The following is a 17,648-nucleotide window of genomic DNA, read 5'->3' as shown; positions in this document are numbered from 1 at the left end:
ATGCCCGAACTACCCGATCTGCAGGTCTTCAGCCGCAACCTGAATAAACGGTTCAAGGGAAAAACTTTGGATAACTTGGAGGTACCCAATCATAAAAAATTAAACGTACCGGTTACTAAGCTTAAAGATGCCTTGGAAGGTAGCGAATTAAAGGGCGTAAAACGGGTTGGTAAAGAACTGCACTTTGAATTTAAAAACAAACATGTGCTGGCCCTGCATCTGATGCTGCACGGACAGCTGCACACCTTTGAGCGCGATAACAAAAACAAGTACAGCATCATTGAATTGACTTTTGAGGGTGGCAAAGGGTTAACGCTAACAGATTTCCAGTCGGCCGCCACGCCAACGCTCGACCCTGCGGAAAATGATGTACCTGATGCGCTTGATGTAAATGAAACCTATCTGAAACAGCAGCTCGGCAAGACCAAAAAAGCCGTTAAAACCGTGCTCATGGACCAGAAAGTATTGCGCGGAATTGGCAATGCTTATGCTGATGAGATTTTATTTGACGCTAAACTGTCGCCATTCTCAACATCTAACAAAATACCTGAAAATAAGATCAAGTACCTGGCAAAATCTGTCAAAGGGGTATTAGCGGATGCAGAAAAGCAGATCATCAAAGCCAAACCAGACATCATCAGCGGAGAGGTCAGGGATTTCCTGAAAGTACATCTACCCAAACAAAAACAGACCGCTGCCGGCGCTATCATACACCAAAAACCGATAGACGGGCGCAAGACGTATTATACAGATGAGCAGGAGTTGTTTGAGTGATATCCCGCGTCATCCAGAATTTGTTTAAGGATGTTAATGCGGCGAAAGCAAAACAATTCGCTTAGCATGTGGGATGCCGAAATAATTCGGCAAGACAGGCAAAATAAAAAGACCCTTCCGATTTGGAAAGGCCTTTTTGACGTAGAGACGCGATGCTTCGCGTCTTAATACGAATGCTTATTTCTTGTAAGCGTATTTAAAATTCTTACCGATGAACTTAGCGTTCTCGCCTAATTCTTCCTCTATACGCAACAATTGGTTGTATTTCGCGATCCTGTCTGAACGTGAGGCCGAACCGGTTTTGATCTGACCACAATTTAAAGCGACAGCTAAGTCGGCAATAGTTGCGTCCTCGGTCTCGCCAGAACGGTGGCTCATTACTGAGGTATAGCCGCTGGTTTGTGCCAGGCTAACCGCGTTGATGGTTTCAGTCAATGAACCAATCTGATTAACTTTTACCAGGATTGAGTTAGCGGTATCGTTGTCAATACCTTGTTGTAAACGTACAACGTTGGTTACAAACAAATCATCGCCCACTAACTGTACTTTGTCACCAATTTTTTCAGTCAGGATCTTCCAGCCATTCCAATCATCTTCTGCCATACCGTCCTCGATAGAAATGATCGGGTATTTTTGTGCTAATTGAGCCAGGTAATCAGCTTGTTCTTCGCTGGTGCGGATAGCGCCTTTGCTACCTTCAAATTTAGTATAATCGTATTTACCATCTTTGTAAAACTCAGAAGCAGCGCAGTCAAACGCCAGGCAAATGTCTTCGCCCGGTTTGTAACCTGCTTTTTCAATAGCTTTCAGAATGGTTTCAACGCCATCTTCAGTACCTTCAAATTTCGGAGCAAAACCGCCTTCGTCGCCTACAGCAGTTGACAGGTCGCGGTCATGTAAAATCTTTTTCAGATTATGGAACACCTCAGCACCCCAACGCAAAGCCTCAGAGAAAGAAGGAGCGCCAACCGGCATGATCATAAACTCCTGAAACGCGATAGGCGCGTCAGAGTGCGAACCGCCGTTAACGATGTTCATCATCGGGATTGGTAACGTGTTAGCATTTACACCACCAATATAACGGTATAAAGGCTGGCGGCTTTCCTGAGCGGCAGCTTTGGCAGCAGCCAGCGAAACACCCAATATCGCGTTAGCGCCTAACTTTGCTTTATTTGGTGTACCATCCAGATCGATCATAATTTTGTCGATGCTGTTTTGGTCAAAAACGTCAACACCTTGTAATTCTTTAGCGATAACGTCATTCACGTTGGCAACGGCTTTCAAAACGCCTTTACCTAAGTACACTGCCTTATCGTTGTCACGCAGCTCGACAGCCTCGTGCGCACCAGTTGAAGCACCTGATGGTACAGCGGCACGGCCTAGAAAGCCATTTTCGGTTAATACATCTACCTCAATAGTAGGGTTTCCGCGCGAGTCAAGGATCTGGCGGGCGTGAACGTCAATTATTAAACTCATTTTCTTACTTATTTATTCATTTAAGATCTTAGTGTAGATAGTACACCAAAAACATTTGGTTTTTCAAAGATACAATTTCAAATAAATAAGCAGCAAAATTGTTTAATATTAACATAAAATTAATATAGTAATAAGAGAACTGGTGATTTAACCGATGGCTGACGGCTTAACCTCGGTAGCCATGATCATGATATGCGGCTCTTTAAGCGAAGTAATAATATGTGAGGTAACATGTACACGAATTAAAGTGCCGTCCTTTTTTTGGTGCGTCCAGATACCTGAATCGTTATAACCTTCTGTAAGTTGCTTTACAGTTGCATGCACTTTGCCAATATCACTTTTAGGGCGGATATCAAGAATGGTCATGTTTTTAAATTCCTCAAGTGTGTAGCCGTAGTTGGATATAGCGGCATTGTTGGCAGCGGTGTAGTTTAAGGTGCGTTTATTATAAATCCACATAGGCGAGGGATTGGCTTCGAAGTAGCTGCGGTATTGCCTTTCGCTTTCGTCCAGCCTGGAATTGTAATTAACAATGAGTTTATAAAGAATGACGCCAGTGATAAGTACATAAAACAGCCCTTTGATACTGCCAACAAACAAGATCACCGAAATGTCAATGCCCCCCTTAGCCCAATCTAATATTTTGTCGCTCAGGGTAATCCATAAAACACCGGTGACAACGTAAATGGCTGCAATTTTAAATGCACCGGATTTCATATATTTTTCAATGATTAACGCCTAGCAATTTAACCATTATATACCAAAATACAATAAAGGTAACGTGAAAATATCGGGCTGCCGTTAATCAGCGGTGCTTGGCATATGCTCGCGCTGCACGGCATTTTTACGGTTGATGCGGTACATAAACATAAGCGCTATATTGTTTTTAGCTGCAGCGTAAGCCGGTGTATAATTGTATTGATTTAGCCAGCCAGCCTGAACGTTTATGCTTTTATCAAACTGGTAGCCTAATGCGGCCGATATACGGTTTCTTTCAAAATTAGGTACTTTATTGTTCATAAATACTTCCTCGAAAACTGAAATAAACCAGGTTTTTGGATCGATCCGGGTATTATTTAAAGGGATAAACATATTCAGGCGATACCTGAAACGGTTACGGTAGTAGCCATTTACCCAGCGTTGTTCTATACGATAACGATGTTCTATTTTTATGCGGTATAAAAACTGGTTGATAGTCATCTGCTCCCACAGCCTGAACTCTGTACCTTTTGTCAGATGTTCCAGGTTATCGCCTGTTGAGTAACGACCGGTACCTAACAAGGCGACAAAGTCCTTTGTTATATCATAACTGATACCGGTTTTGGTTTCATAATAAAAGTATTGGTTAAACACTTTATCTCCACGACCCTGCAATTCAGCATATCCGCCCCAATGGTGTAAACTATCCCCGGGTAAAACTACGGTAGCTATACCAAAGGTTCCGGTCTTATTATTTTGGGCTTTTGCTGTCAAAGATATAACGAAAAGAAAAAAGAGTGCTGCAGCGCTTAGCTTATATTTTATCATGTTAATTTAATGTAAATTATAAGCGCAAAGATATTTTCTTAATATTATGTTAATATTAAGAATTAGTTATCTAATGTTAAGAAAATGTTAACAGAGGTGGCAACGCCTATAATTATTATTGCCTCAGTTTACAGCTATTCCCATTTAAACGCTTTGGTGGCGGCTATGTACACCACTACGCCCCAAATCAGCATTATCAATATCTGATGCGATACATCCATCAGGCTTGCACCCTCAAACGCTACTTTGCGCAAGGCATCATTCAGATAGGTTAAAGGCAGCGCCCTGCTAATGGGCTGCAACCAGGCCGGGAAAACATTAATCGAAAAAAACGTACCTGAGAGTAAGAACTGCGGCAGTGTAATCATGTTGGCAATAGGTGGTACCGTACTTTCATTTTTGGCGATACCTGACACCACAAATCCAAAACCCATAAAAACAACCACCCCAATGAGCGAGAGCAAAAGCATATCAAGCACGGTGACAAAGCCGTGAACCAGCGTAAAACCAAATGCAAAGCGACCGATAGTAATGATAAACAAAGCACCAATCAGCGCGAATGATATACGGGCAATGGCCTCTCCTATCACAATGCTGTAACGTTTTACCGGCGTCGCAAAAAAACGTTTTATCACCAGCGTTATCCGGAGCGATAAAAATACAAACGCAGTGCCGAATACGCCGGTACTTAGCAATGCGAAACCCAGTTGGCCGGGCAAAATAAAGTCGATGGTTTTATACTCGCGGCCTACCACTGTGGTTTCTTTAAGTTCGGCCACAGGCGGCGGTGCGTTGGGTATACGTGAGTTGATCTCAAAAAAGATATTATTCAGGGCCGATTTAAGGATAGCCATCTTTTCGCCCGACGCTTTGCTTGACTGTACATTCACAGTAAAGTAAGGTGGTTGAGCATTTTTCTGAATGTTCAGTATAGCGTCGATACTACCTTTTTTCAGATTCGCTTCCATTTCCTGCGGTGTCTGGTTATGTATCAGCCGTACCACGCTTACCTTTTTTAATGCCTGATAAACCGGGTTTATCGTATCATTGGTTTTAGCCACACCGACATCAACAGAAATCACTCCGCCGCCGCTTATAAAACCAAATACCAAAATAAATATCAATGGAAAAAGTAATGTAAACACCACCGATGATGGGCTGCGCACTATGGAACGGAAACTTGCCTTGGCTATAGCCAGGGTTGCTTTTAAATTACTGTATTTTTGGTTCATTGGTTTACTAGTTCATTTGTTCATTAGGCTTTTCAGCCTCATTAATACTCCCTCTTCGAGTGGTTGGGGTGCTTACTCAGCTCTCCACTCCTTGCCGGTCATATTAATAAATACATCTTCAAGGTTAGCCAGCTTTACTTGTTTTGGCCGTTCAAATCCTGATGCTACCAGTTTGTCAATAAAAGCATCAGGTGTATCGACGCCTATTATATTACCGCCGTCCACAAAAGCTACACGGTCGCACAATACCTCGGCTTCGTCCATGTAGTGGGTGGTTAGCACTACAGTGGTTCCCTGGTCGCGTATCTCGCGGATCAGGTCCCAAAGGTTGCGGCGCGCTTGCGGGTCAAGGCCGGTTGTTGGCTCGTCCAGGAATACAATACGAGGATTATTAATCAAGGTAGTGGCAATAGAAAATCGTTGCTTTTGTCCGCCGGATAGGTCTTTGTATTTGGCTTTTGCTTTATCGGTCAGTGCCACCTTTTCCAGCATTTCCAGCGGGCTGCGGTCAATACCATACAGCCCCGAAAACAGTTCTATCAGTTCGGAAAGATTAAGGTTGGGATAGTAGCCTGCAGCTTGCAGTTGAACGCCTATGCGCTTTTTGATGCTGGCGGCATCAGTGTCAATATTAAACCCGTCAACGATGATCTCGCCTGATGTTTTTTCGCGTAGCGTTTCAATGATCTCTAACGTGGTAGTTTTACCTGCGCCGTTCGGACCAAGCAAGCCAAAAATCTCGCTCTCATAAACCTCAAAGCTGATGCCTTTTACGGCGTTAAAATCGCCATAGTTTTTAACCAGATCTTTAACTGTAATTATGGATTGTTTTACCATGTCGCAAAGTTGGCATAGAAAAGCGGAATATCAACAATTTTTCAACGCAGCGATACGATTATTACAATAGGCAGAAATAACATAGGTAGATGTTAATTATTTTACCAGATGCCCAATTAAATGTATAGCTGAAACTACATGCGCCAAAAATTTACTGGCGACGACTAATGTTGGTATGGTGAATAAGTGTGTCATTGTGTTGCGATTTACGGTACAAATGTTGCACGTATATCGAAAACCGCACACGGTTATTAGGTAAGCTTCGGCAAATTGTCGGTGAATGGAGTTGACCGATGGATGAACAGGGGATTATAAGGAACCTAATCATTCAAAAGGGGGCTGCCACCATGAAGCACCGAAGGATGAGCGTGGGCCTTTTCAGCATGTTTCGCGAGCCTCAGCATGACACCTTTTTATTTCTTACTCTTCTTCAATTCGCTTCAGATTTAAGCACTTTGGCATCTTTAATGGTAAAAGACGCGAAGCATCGCGTCTCTACATCGGGACATGCAAAGGGATTGCCAGCATTAACTTGTCCAAAAATAAGGGATATATTTAAGCTTCCACTTTTTACCGTCTTTGATATAAATCATCAAATTGCCGCCATAAGTTTCGGCTAAATAAAAAAAACAGACGGTATTATTTCTTATAAAAATGGGTTTAGTAAATGTGTAAGATTTATGAAATTTTTTGTACTCTTGCGATTCATAATAAGACTGCCCACCGTGCAAATCTCTGTACTGTTGTAACTTTTGTTTAGTTATCAAGATGGAGTGCTTTAATAAGTTATCTTTCCACGCCAAAGTATTCATTTTGTCTAACTCTTGATTTATAAATGATCTTTCTGACGCTGTTAAAACAAACGTTAAACTATCTGGTAAAACGTGTTTTTCATAACGCAATCCATGTTTCCAATCATAAAGCGTGTCTTTGTTTAACGCTTCTTTAATTTCTTTGATCCAATAAAAATTTATCTTGTCGTTATAAAGGATATTTTCTTCGCCAATAACCATCCTGATAAACTTCTTTTCAGCATGTGTTTGCGCAAAAGATGCAGAGTAAATAAGAATAAAAATCAACAGAAAAAGCCAACGTTTCATAACAAGGAATCAGGTTACTAAAAGTAAGAAAGATTATGAAAAGAATAATACCATAGAGACGCGATGCCTCCCGTCTATGCTGACATATTTCGAAAATAAAAAGAGACGCCCACTTGAGCGTCTCTTTCATTTATCTTTTATCGCTTATTTACTTCATCAAATTAATAAAATCATCAAACAAATAGCGGCTATCATGCGGGCCGGGAGATGACTCAGGGTGATATTGTACTGAGAATGCTTTTTTGCCTTTTACACGGATACCTTCAATCGAGTCGTCATTCAGGTTAACGTGGGTGATCTCTACTTTGTCTGATGCCCTTACCGCCTCGGGCACTACACCAAAACCGTGGTTTTGCGAAGTAACCTCGCAATGGTTAATGATGATATTTTTTACCGGGTGATTCAGGCCGCGGTGTCCGTTAAACATTTTACGGGTTGGAATATCATTAGCCAAAGCCAGTAACTGGTGGCCTAAACAAATACCGAACATCGGCTTATCTGCAGCTAAAATTTCTTTTACGGTTTCAACAGCATAGGGCATTGCAGCCGGGTCGCCGGGGCCGTTTGAGATAAAGTAGCCGGTTGGCGCAAAATCTTTTTCTATTTCGGCAAAGGTGGTTTTAGCCGGGTAAACTTTAGCATAAACACCGCGGTCATCAAAATTGCGCAGGATGTTTTTCTTTACGCCCAGGTCAAGCACCGCAACACGATATGGAGCATTCTCTTCGCCGAAAGTATACGTTTCGGTGGTTGATACTTTTGATGACAGTTCAAGACCGTCCATTGACGGCACTTCGGCTAATTTAGCTTTCAATTCGTCGATATCTGTGATCTCTGATGAAATGATAGCATTCATCGCTCCCTTGTCGCGGATGTGGCGCACCAGCTGGCGGGTATCTACATCAGATATGCCAACTATATTTTGCTGCTGGAAATAATCCTGGATAGACTCGTCTGCCTGTTTACGGCTGTAAGGGATGTTATAGTTTTTACAAACCAAACCGGCAATCTGGATATTACCCGATTCAACTTCTTTGTCGGCGATACCGTAGTTACCAATATGCGCGTTGGTAGCAACCATTATCTGACCAAAGTAAGAGGGGTCAGTAAAAATTTCCTGGTAGCCGGTCATGCCTGTATTAAAACATATTTCGCCGGCTGTGGTGCCTATCTTTCCGGCAGCTTTGCCATGAAAAACAGTTCCGTCTTCTAATAATAATACCGCAGGTAATTTGGTGAAATAAGTCATCTGATTACTAAATAAATTGAATGGTGAAAATTGCGGCTTGTCTGGTGCGATGCGCCGTTAAACTGGATCGTAGAAACGAAGTAAAATACCTCTTGATTCACGATGCAAAAGTACTGTTTTATTTCGGATTTTTCACGGGTTTTTTATTTTTTGGTGTTCATGAAGGCTGCGTCGTTTCCCAAGTGAGATTCGGATTTTTTGACTTGCTGATCCAAAAATGACTTATAAGTTAGAAAAGTTGATCCAAATTGATCCACTTTAAAGATGAAAAATACGTACATAGCTCATTTTCAGCAAATTACATTTTTCAGGTGATCCAACTGATCCAAAGTGATACACATTCACACGTGGATCACTCATCATACATTGGCTATCTGCCAAATCCGAAATAATCCTACCTTTGCTTAATCTTAAATCAGCATAACGATGTCTGTTCATAAAGAAGTAAAGAGAATAACCACCCATACCGTACAGGAGATGAAGAACCGCGGCGAGAAAATTGCCATGTTAACATCTTACGACTTTTCCATGGCATCTATTGTTGACGCTGCCGGTGTGGACATCATATTGGTGGGCGACTCGGCCTCGAACGTAATGGCAGGACACGAAACCACACTGCCTATTACTTTAGACCAAATGATTTATCATGCATCTGCAGTTGTACGTGCAGCAAAACGTGCTTTGGTTATCGTCGACTTACCTTTTGGTACCTATCAGGGCAACTCAAAAGAGGCTTTGAACTCGGCTATCCGCATTATGAAAGAGTCAGGCGCTCACGGGGTGAAGATTGAGGGCGGTATCGAAATTGCCGAATCGGTAAGCCGTATCCTTACCGCGGGGATACCGGTGATGGGCCATCTGGGTTTGACGCCGCAATCCATTTATAAATTTGGCACCTACACCGTCAGGGCTAAAGAGGATGCTGAAGCCGCCAAGTTACGTGAGGATGCTATGAAATTACAGGAATTAGGTTGCTTTGGCGTGGTGTTGGAAAAGATTCCGGCACAACTGGCCAAAGAAGTTTCTGAAAGCCTGGACATACCAACCATAGGCATCGGCGCCGGTCAATATTGCGATGGCCAGGTGCTGGTAATACACGATATGCTGGGCATTAACAAGGGCTTTAAGCCTCGCTTTCTGCGCCAATATGCTAACCTGTACGACACCATGAACACAGCCATACAGAACTATGTGAGCGACGTAAAAGCAAAGGAATTTCCCAACGAAAAAGAACAATATTAATTGGTTATTAGTTCATAGTTCATAAATCATAGAACCTATACAAACCTATGGCTATGAACTATAAACTATAGACTATCGACTCACAATGGCCCGACCTGAATTTCGTTACGAAGATCATGAAATTACCGATAAGGATGTTCTTTATGAGGACAACCACCTTATTGCGATAAATAAACGCGCCGGCGATATTGTACAAGTTGACGATACCGGCGACGAGCCATTGGACGAAAAGGTTAAAAAATACATCGCCAAAAAATACAACAAACCTAATGGTGCTTTTTTGGGCGTGGTGCATCGTTTGGATCGGCCGGTTAGCGGCGTAATATTGTTTGCTAAAACCAGCAAGGCTTTAGAGCGCATTAACAAAATGTTTAAAGCCCGCGAAATGCATAAAACGTATTATGCGGTAACGCGCAAACGCCCCGATCCTATCGCCGGCACTTTGGTACATTACCTGATCAAAAATCCACAGAAAAACGTTACCAAAGCGTTCGACCACGAGGTAGCCAACAGCCAGCGCTCTGAACTGCACTATAAACTGGTTAGCGAACTGGAAGGCTACTATTTAATTGAGGTAGACCCCATAACCGGCCGTCCGCACCAAATCCGTGTGCAGCTTTCCACGCTGGGCACGCCAATAGTAGGCGATAATAAATATGGCTATCCTCGTGGCAGCCTGCGCAAAAGCATCTGCCTGCATGCGCGCCGCCTTCAATTTATACATCCCATAAAAAAAGAACCTATACTGATTACCGCCCCCGTACCTAAAGACGGCTTTTGGGAAAAGTTTGAAGGAATGATGGGATAATATCAAATTTCTTCGCGCATTTATTTATTGTTATTTTAGATCACACCAATTACTACGATGGGCCTAAATCGTATACTTATTTTTATGCCTATCTTTTGTATAACTTAATTATATAAACTTTTGAAATATGAAAAAAGTAACCGGCCTTGGGGGTATATTTTTTAAATGCGACAATCCGCAAGATATGAACGAATGGTATGCCAAAAACCTGGGCTTAGCTACCAGTGAATATGGAGCAATGTTTGAGTGGCGTCAGGCCGATGACCCCTCAAAAAAAGGGACCACAGCCTGGTGCACATTTCCGCAGGATACCAAATATTTCGATCCGTCGGCCAAACCATTTATGATTAATTATACGGTGGAAAATATCGTCGTATTAGTAGATGAATTGAAAAAGAACAACGTCACTATCGTTGATGAAATTGCGGAATATGACTACGGCAAATTTGTCCATGTGCTCGACCCGGAAGGAAACATTATTGAGCTTTGGGAACCAAAAGATGATTCGGATCAGGATAACGTTGCGGGATAAACTACAGTTTACCCCATTATTTATAACGTCTGCACTTCCGCCCAGATCTTTTCATCAACCAACACGCCTTCAGCCGTGTTTTTAACACGGGTTTTTAAGGTGCTTTCGCCGGGATAAGATACCGGTACATCAGGGTCGGCTTGCTGGCTGCTTTTGGTGAAGTTTAGTATCTCTTCAATTAATTCACCCGTCTGTCGGGTGCTTTGTGGTTTTATAGCAATAAATATCTGCGACACGCACGACTCGATACCCTGGTCAGTAATTTTTTTAGTTGATTTACCCTGACTCAAAACCGATGCCAGCAGATCAAGCACCAACGACAAGCCCGACCCTTTCCAAAAACCAACAGGTAATACTCTTTTAGATGCCAGGATAGCTGTGGGGTCTGTACTTAAATTTCCGTCTTTATCGTATCCACCAGGCACAGGTAACTGCTCGTCATAGCTCTCATACTGATGTAACTTCCCTATGGAAAACTGCGAAACGGCCATATCCAGCACCACGTGTCCTTCTTTGCGCGGCACCGATATCACTAAAGGATTATTGCCTAAAGTTGGCGTTGTGCCGCCCCACGGGGCTACATTGGCAGTGGTATTGGTAAAGTTGATGCCAATAAATCCCGCATTGGCAGCTTGCCAACCGTAAGTGCCACCACGCATCCAGTGGTTAGTATTTCTAACAGCAACGCAGCCTATCCCATTTGCACCGGCCAATTTGATAGCACGGTCCATACAAAAAAGCGCATTCAGAATACCCGGACCTAAATTGCCATCCCATTGCTCAAGAGCGCCAAAAGCATTAATCAAACATGGTTCTGCATCGGGCTTGATAACGCCTTGCTTAATATGTTTTACAAATTTGGGGAAACGGTTAAGGCCATGGGTATAAACGCCATCCCGACTGTTTTCAGCAAATATTCTGGCGCAGAGGTCGGCTTGAGGTTCCGGGAAATCCAGGTTTATAAGTACCCGCTTAAACTCAGCTTTTAGTTGTTCAAAAGGTATGCGCATGCGGCAAATATAGGGCCTTAAACCCCGGCTCATAAAATAATACCGTCATTAAACAGTTATAATTTTTACTTTTGTAGCATTCTGTAGATGAAAAAAAAGCATTCATATATACTAATACCGGCACTTATACTGTTGAGCTTGGTTATCAATTCATGCAAAAAGACCTTAGATTCTGACATACCTGACTTGCTGATTAAAGGTAGCTGGCAACTATCGTCGGCAAGGCTAACTATTCAGCGCGGCGATACTACAAAGCTGGATACCACTTTTAATATCGGCTGCGATCAACGATTTACTTTTTATCCAGACAAAACCTGCACCTACACCAATTTTGATTGCAAGGACCAACCGGTTGCCAGGGGGCACTGGCAGTTAGTTGGCAACCGCCTGTTCCTGCAAACAGATATTGTATGCCAGGACACTACAGCGGCGGGCAGTTCTAAGCCATTTGCTTACTGTTCAATTAGTACCCTCGGTAACTATTCCATGGTACTTTTAACCGGCGACTTTATTAATTACAACAATTCGGCACTCCGGCGTGTTGTACGATATGGTTTTGTACGACAAAAAGATACAGCCAAATAGTAAATAATACGTAAAAGTTTATATTTGGACTAACAACTAATATTACTGCCATTTTGAAAAAACGAATAGCCATTTTTGCTTCAGGATCAGGATCAAATGCTCAAAAAATTATGGAGCATTTTAAACGCAGCCCGGAAGCCGAGGTTGTATTGATATTAACCAACAACCCGCAGGCTTATGTATTACAACGCGCTGATAACTTTGAAATCCCGTCGCATATATTTACCCGCCATGAGCTTTATGAAACTGATGACATTATCAGGATGCTTAAAAACCTGCAGGTAGATCTGATTGTACTGGCAGGCTTCCTTTGGCTGGTTCCTAAAACGTTATTAGCGGCATTTCCCAATAAAATTATCAACCTGCACCCCGCCCTGTTACCCAAATTTGGCGGCAAAGGCATGTATGGCGATCATGTCCACAAAGCTGTATTAGAGGCTGGCGAAGAAGAATCGGGCATTACCATACATTTCGCTAACGAGTTATTTGACGAGGGCGAGATTATCCACCAATCTAAATTCAAGATTGAACCTGGCGACAGCCTCGAGATGATCAAATTTAAAGGCCAGCAACTCGAACATCAGCATTTCCCCAAGGTAATCGAGAACTTGTTAAAGAAAATGAAAAGTTGATTTTTAAAGATTAGATATTGAAGATTAAAGATTAGGTGTATTTTTATCGCAACCAAATCAAAACCAATCTTTAATCTTTGTTCCTCAATCTTCATGTCTAATAAACACTCAACCAGTATTTTCCAGCTTGCTGTTATTGTCAGCGCACTTGGCTTTTTTGTGGATACTTATGATTTACTGCTTTTTGCCATTATCCGTAAACCTAGTTTGGCATCACTTGGACTAAACGCAACCGATATTGTTTCACAAGGCGAACTGTTGATCAGTATACAGATGGTCGGCATGGTTATCGGCGGGATTATCTTCGGCATATTGGGTGACAGAAAAGGGCGTTTAAAAGTTTTATTTGGGTCGATATTACTTTACTCCATCGCCAATATCCTTAACGGGATGGTGACCGATATTAATCAATACATTCTTCTAAGATTTATTGCCGGCATTGGTCTGGCGGGCGAGTTAGGCGCTGGTATTACGCTGGTGAGCGAGCTGCTGCCTAAAGAAAAGCGCAGCACTGCAGCAGGTTTCATTGCGGGTTTTGGCTTGTTTGGTGTGGTTGCCGCATCAATGATCAGCAAAATGGTCGACTGGCGGATGTGTTACTACATTGGCGGTATATTAGGTATTGTTTTGTTGCTGATGCGCATACAGGTACAAGAGAGCAATATATTTAAACATGTGCAAGAGACTAATATCAGCAAAGGCAACTTCATGATGTTTTTTAATGATCGGCGCCGTTTTGCAAAATATATGCAATGTATTTTGATAGGTCTGCCGGTGTGGTATATCATCGGAATTCTGGTAACTTTTTCTGATCAATTTGCTAAGTCGATGGGTATTAGCGGAGTTGATCCTGGTACTGCTATTATGTTTCTGTACATGGCCATCGCCGCCGGCGATTTTAGCGTCGGCTGGTTAAGCCAGCGCCTGCAAAGCCGCAAGAAGACACTGTTTATTTTCTATTCAATCGCCGTCCTGTTCACCATTCTTTACTTTTTTCAACATGGCGGCAGCGCTGGCTGGTTCTATTTTATTTGTGCAGGATTAGGCTACGGAGCCGGGCTGAATGTTGTCTACATCACCAGTAGCGTGGAGCAATTTGGTACCAACCTTCGAGCTTCGGCGGGTATCAGCATTCCGAATATGGTGCGCGGTACGTTGCCTTTGATGATTTTATTGTTTAAGTTTCTGCGCATGTTTTTCGGCGACTACCTAACCGGAGGCTGGGTAACAGGTTTGATCATTTTCGCTATCGGCATTGCAGCGGCCTGGTTATTAGATGAAACTTACGGTAAGGATCTGGATTTTACAGAGCTCTAGTTCAGAGGTTAGGTTTATACAACTGATCTTATCAAACTACACCGCTGTGGCGGCGGGAGGCTTAATTTAGTGCCCGTAAAATATCGCTTGTTGGCCTCGTCCGGCGATAAGAATATCACCTCACTGAACCTGATTTGTTTCAACTGGTTTTCAAGCGAGTCAAAATCGAAATGGCTGATCCATGGTTCACCGGATCGAGCCACTTTCTCTGCTACCATAGCCAACCATACATCCGTACGCTTAGTTTCATGTTAACAGATAATTTAAATTTGCTCAAAGTTCGTCCTCATGCTTCCACAAGTGCTGATATTTTCCAGGCGGCTCTTATCTGATCGGGATTGGCTGACATTTTTTGGGCAGTGATCTTTGCTAATATAACAAACTTCGCCCACCGCGGTAACCAATTTAACCATTTGTACCCACCTGTATTTTTTTCAAAAAAACTAACCGTTAATCGCCAATCTCTCAACACTAATCCTTAGCTTTGCGGCTCAAAAAAATACCTTCAAATGAGTCAACCCGTTGCCATTAAAAATGCCCTTATTTCAGTTTACTATAAAGATAATCTGGAACCTATTATTCATGAGTTAAATCGTCTTGGTGCCAACATTTACAGCACCGGCGGCACAGAGACATTTATCCGCAGCCTTGGCGTTGATGTGATTGCTGTTGAGGACCTTACCTCTTACCCATCAATTTTAGGCGGCCGCGTTAAAACTTTACACCCAAAAGTATTTGGCGGTATTTTGGCTCGCAGAAGCAATGACAGCGACAAAGAGCAACTAACACAATATGAAATCCCTGAGATTGACCTGGTAATCGTCGACCTTTATCCATTTGAAGAAACCGTTGAATCTGGCGCAGGCCATGATGATGTGATTGAGAAAATTGACATCGGCGGTATATCACTTATCCGTGCGGCGGCCAAGAACTTTAAAGATGTGGTTATCCTTGCTTCGAAAGATGATTATACCGAGTTGTATGAAATATTGAGTTCGCAAAACGGCACCACGACTATTGACCAACGTCAGCGCTTTGCTCAAAAAGCATTTAATATTACCTCAAACTACGATACTGCTATCTTCCAGTACTTCAACCAGGAAAACCCGCTACCAGTATTCAAGCAGAGCATACATACCAGCCAGACGCTGCGTTATGGTGAAAACCCGCACCAAAAAGGTGTGTTCTATGGCAATCTGGACGCGATGTTCACCAAGCTGCATGGTAAAGAATTATCATACAATAACCTGGTGGACGTTGACGCAGCCGTTGCCCTGATTGACGAGTTTACCGAACCTACAATAGCCATTTTGAAGCACACCAATGCTTGTGGTGTGGCTACCCGTTCGTTCATCAAAGAAGCCTGGATTGACGCTTTAGCATGCGACCCTGTTTCTGCCTTTGGCGGCGTAATTATCGCTAATGCAGAAATCAACGCAGAAACTGCTACCGAGATCAGCAAAATATTTTATGAGGTATTAATAGCTCCCGCATTTACTGATGAGGCATTGCAAGTCCTTCAAGAGAAAAAGAACCGTATCATCCTGTTCCGCCAGCCGGTTGAATTACCAACTAAGCAATTCAAAACATTACTGAACGGCGTTATTGAACAAGATAAAGATAATACCGTAGAAGGGCCTGACCAAATGAGCCCTGTTACTAATCGCCAACCAACAGAACAGGAGTTGAAAGACCTTTACTTTGCCAATAAAGTGGTTAAGCATACCAAATCAAACACCATTGTATTTGTTAAAAATAACCAATTGCTGTCAAGTGGTGTAGGTCAAACTTCAAGAGTTGATGCCTTAAAACAAGCAGTGATAAAAGCTGAAAGTTTTGGCTTTGATCTGAACGGTGCGGTGATGGCTTCGGACGCTTTTTTCCCCTTCCCGGATTGTGTCGAGCTGGCTGCAGAGGCCGGAATATCGGCCGTACTACAACCAGGTGGATCTATCAACGATAAGCTATCTATTGAAATGTGTAATGAAAAAAACATTTCGATGGTAACCACCGGTGTGCGCCACTTTAAACACTAATTTTTCATTGGTTAGTAAGTAGTTGATTAACTGGGCGGTTATAAAATATCAACAAAAATAAACTATTTTCTACCTAATACTCGTTAAAGGGGTGTAATTGTTAAATTGATAATTTTTTAAATATTTCAAAATAAACCACTCACTTAATCAACTAATGCAACTTAATCAACTATATTTAACAACTTTGCAAATTATTTGAAGCGAACAAAAAATGGGCTTATTTAATTTTTTCACACAAGAAATAGCGATAGATTTAGGTACCGCAAATACCCTCATCATACATAATGACAAAGTTGTTGTTGACGAACCGTCGATAGTAGCTTTTGACCGCACTACCAATAAAGTGATAGCAATTGGGCGCCAGGCCATGCAAATGGAAGGTAAAACCCATGATAATATCCGCACGGTACGCCCGCTTAAGGACGGTGTAATTGCCGATTTTAACGCTGCCGAGCACATGATACGCGGCATGATCAAAATGATAAACCAGGGTAAAGGCTGGTTTTTTCCGTCATTACGTATGGTTATCTGTATCCCGTCGGGTATTACAGAGGTTGAGAAACGTGCTGTGCGTGACTCGGCCGAGATAGCGGGCGCTAAAGAGGTTTACCTGATCCACGAGCCTATGGCTGCTGCCGTAGGTATTGGCATCGACGTTGAAGAACCGATGGGTAATATGATCATTGATATTGGTGGTGGTACTACCGAGATTGCCGTTATTGCCCTGTCGGGTATAGTTTGCGATCAGTCAATACGCGTTGCAGGCGACAATTTTGACTCTGATATTGTTCAATATATCCGCCGCCAACATAACATCATGATTGGCGACCGTACTGCCGAGAAAATTAAAATTGAAGTGGGCGCTGCATTGCCGGAACTGAGCGACCCGCCAACTGATTTTGCCGTACAGGGCCGCGACCTGATGACCGGTGTACCTAAACAGATCATGGTATCATACACGGAGATTGCGCACTGCCTGGATAAATCTATTTCAAAAATTGAAGAGGCGATATTAAAAGCGCTGGAGATCACTCCGCCCGAGCTTTCGGCAGATATTTACCAAACCGGCATCTATTTAACCGGTGGTGGTGCATTATTGCGCGGCTTAGACAGACGTATATCTGCCAAAACCAAACTACCAGTACACGTTGCTGAAGATCCGCTTCGCGCCGTAGTACGCGGAACCGGCACTGCGCTTAAGAATATTGGTAATTTTAAGTTTTTAATGCAATAGATTTTAAAGATTGGTTATTAAAGATTGGCGATAATCATTTTAATCTTTAATAACTAA

The 17,648-nt window shown here is 42.6% G+C and carries 17 protein-coding genes; 9 read left to right on the top strand and 8 right to left on the bottom strand.

Annotated elements, in window-relative coordinates; genetic code table 11:
- Complete coding sequence (locus ABD772_RS10105) at positions 1–774, top strand: DNA-formamidopyrimidine glycosylase family protein (RefSeq protein WP_345103500.1); 774 nt, start codon at positions 1–3, stop codon at positions 772–774.
- 177 nt (positions 775–951) lie between these two features.
- Here ABD772_RS10105 and eno read toward each other — a convergent pair whose 3' ends face one another.
- The 7 genes from eno to carA all read right to left on the bottom strand — a co-directional run bounded on the left by eno (position 952) and on the right by carA (position 8,195).
- Entirely contained in the window at positions 952–2,250 is a 1,299-nt protein-coding gene (gene eno, locus ABD772_RS10100; protein ID WP_345103498.1) for a phosphopyruvate hydratase, read from the bottom strand.
- A gap of 147 nt (positions 2,251–2,397) precedes the next feature.
- On the bottom strand, positions 2,398–2,967 hold the full coding sequence (locus tag ABD772_RS10095; RefSeq protein WP_345103495.1) for a PAS domain S-box protein: 570 nt from the start codon (positions 2,965–2,967) through the stop codon (positions 2,398–2,400).
- An 84-nt stretch (positions 2,968–3,051) separates the two neighbouring features.
- On the bottom strand, positions 3,052–3,777 hold the full coding sequence (locus ABD772_RS10090; RefSeq protein WP_345103492.1) for a DUF2490 domain-containing protein: 726 nt from the start codon (positions 3,775–3,777) through the stop codon (positions 3,052–3,054).
- 134 nt (positions 3,778–3,911) lie between these two features.
- The gene (locus tag ABD772_RS10085) at positions 3,912–5,009 is read right to left on the bottom strand and encodes an ABC transporter permease (RefSeq protein WP_345103489.1); all 1,098 of its coding nucleotides are present in this window, start codon (positions 5,007–5,009) and stop codon (positions 3,912–3,914) included.
- 72 nt (positions 5,010–5,081) lie between these two features.
- A complete protein-coding gene (locus ABD772_RS10080) occupies positions 5,082–5,846 on the bottom strand; it encodes an ABC transporter ATP-binding protein (protein WP_345103487.1) in 765 nt (254 codons plus the stop codon).
- Positions 5,847–6,373: 527 nt separating this feature from the next.
- Entirely contained in the window at positions 6,374–6,946 is a 573-nt protein-coding gene (locus ABD772_RS10075) for a hypothetical protein (protein WP_345103485.1), read from the bottom strand.
- Between the two features lie 148 nt (positions 6,947–7,094).
- Positions 7,095–8,195, bottom strand: coding sequence for a glutamine-hydrolyzing carbamoyl-phosphate synthase small subunit (gene carA, locus ABD772_RS10070; RefSeq protein ID WP_345103483.1), 1,101 nt, complete (start codon positions 8,193–8,195; stop codon positions 7,095–7,097).
- A 426-nt stretch (positions 8,196–8,621) separates the two neighbouring features.
- On the opposite strand from carA, the gene panB reads away from it, so the two are divergent.
- The 3 genes from panB (at position 8,622) to ABD772_RS10055 (ending at position 10,777) form a co-directional block, all read left to right on the top strand.
- On the top strand, positions 8,622–9,437 hold the full coding sequence (gene panB / locus ABD772_RS10065; RefSeq protein ID WP_345103481.1) for a 3-methyl-2-oxobutanoate hydroxymethyltransferase: 816 nt from the start codon (positions 8,622–8,624) through the stop codon (positions 9,435–9,437).
- A gap of 85 nt (positions 9,438–9,522) precedes the next feature.
- Positions 9,523–10,245, top strand: a complete 723-nt coding sequence (locus ABD772_RS10060; protein ID WP_345103479.1) for an RluA family pseudouridine synthase — start codon at positions 9,523–9,525, stop codon at positions 10,243–10,245.
- Between the two features lie 127 nt (positions 10,246–10,372).
- A complete protein-coding gene (locus tag ABD772_RS10055; protein ID WP_345103477.1) occupies positions 10,373–10,777 on the top strand; it encodes a VOC family protein in 405 nt (134 codons plus the stop codon).
- 20 nt (positions 10,778–10,797) lie between these two features.
- Here ABD772_RS10055 and yiaK read toward each other — a convergent pair whose 3' ends face one another.
- On the bottom strand, positions 10,798–11,787 hold the full coding sequence (yiaK, locus tag ABD772_RS10050) for a 3-dehydro-L-gulonate 2-dehydrogenase (protein ID WP_345103475.1): 990 nt from the start codon (positions 11,785–11,787) through the stop codon (positions 10,798–10,800).
- Between the two features lie 87 nt (positions 11,788–11,874).
- On the opposite strand from yiaK, the gene ABD772_RS10045 reads away from it, so the two are divergent.
- The 5 genes from ABD772_RS10045 to ABD772_RS10025 all read left to right on the top strand — a co-directional run bounded on the left by ABD772_RS10045 (position 11,875) and on the right by ABD772_RS10025 (position 17,591).
- Complete coding sequence (locus ABD772_RS10045) at positions 11,875–12,372, top strand: DUF5004 domain-containing protein (RefSeq protein WP_345103473.1); 498 nt, start codon at positions 11,875–11,877, stop codon at positions 12,370–12,372.
- Positions 12,373–12,425: 53 nt separating this feature from the next.
- Positions 12,426–13,004, top strand: coding sequence for a phosphoribosylglycinamide formyltransferase (purN, locus tag ABD772_RS10040; protein WP_345103471.1), 579 nt, complete (start codon positions 12,426–12,428; stop codon positions 13,002–13,004).
- A 93-nt stretch (positions 13,005–13,097) separates the two neighbouring features.
- Entirely contained in the window at positions 13,098–14,321 is a 1,224-nt protein-coding gene (locus tag ABD772_RS10035) for an MFS transporter (RefSeq protein ID WP_345103469.1), read from the top strand.
- Positions 14,322–14,830: 509 nt separating this feature from the next.
- On the top strand, positions 14,831–16,357 hold the full coding sequence (gene purH / locus ABD772_RS10030) for a bifunctional phosphoribosylaminoimidazolecarboxamide formyltransferase/IMP cyclohydrolase (protein WP_345103467.1): 1,527 nt from the start codon (positions 14,831–14,833) through the stop codon (positions 16,355–16,357).
- A 211-nt stretch (positions 16,358–16,568) separates the two neighbouring features.
- Positions 16,569–17,591: a rod shape-determining protein gene (locus tag ABD772_RS10025; protein ID WP_345103465.1), complete on the top strand. Its 1,023-nt coding sequence runs from the start codon at positions 16,569–16,571 to the stop codon at positions 17,589–17,591.
- The last annotated feature ends 57 nt before the right edge of the window (positions 17,592–17,648 follow it).

The sequence above is a fragment of the Mucilaginibacter panaciglaebae genome (genome assembly GCF_039539265.1).
GTDB classification, from domain to species: Bacteria; Bacteroidota; Bacteroidia; order Sphingobacteriales; family Sphingobacteriaceae; genus Mucilaginibacter; species Mucilaginibacter panaciglaebae.
Note: the sequence above shows the minus strand (reverse complement) of the source record. Positions and strands in the feature narration are given on the sequence as shown.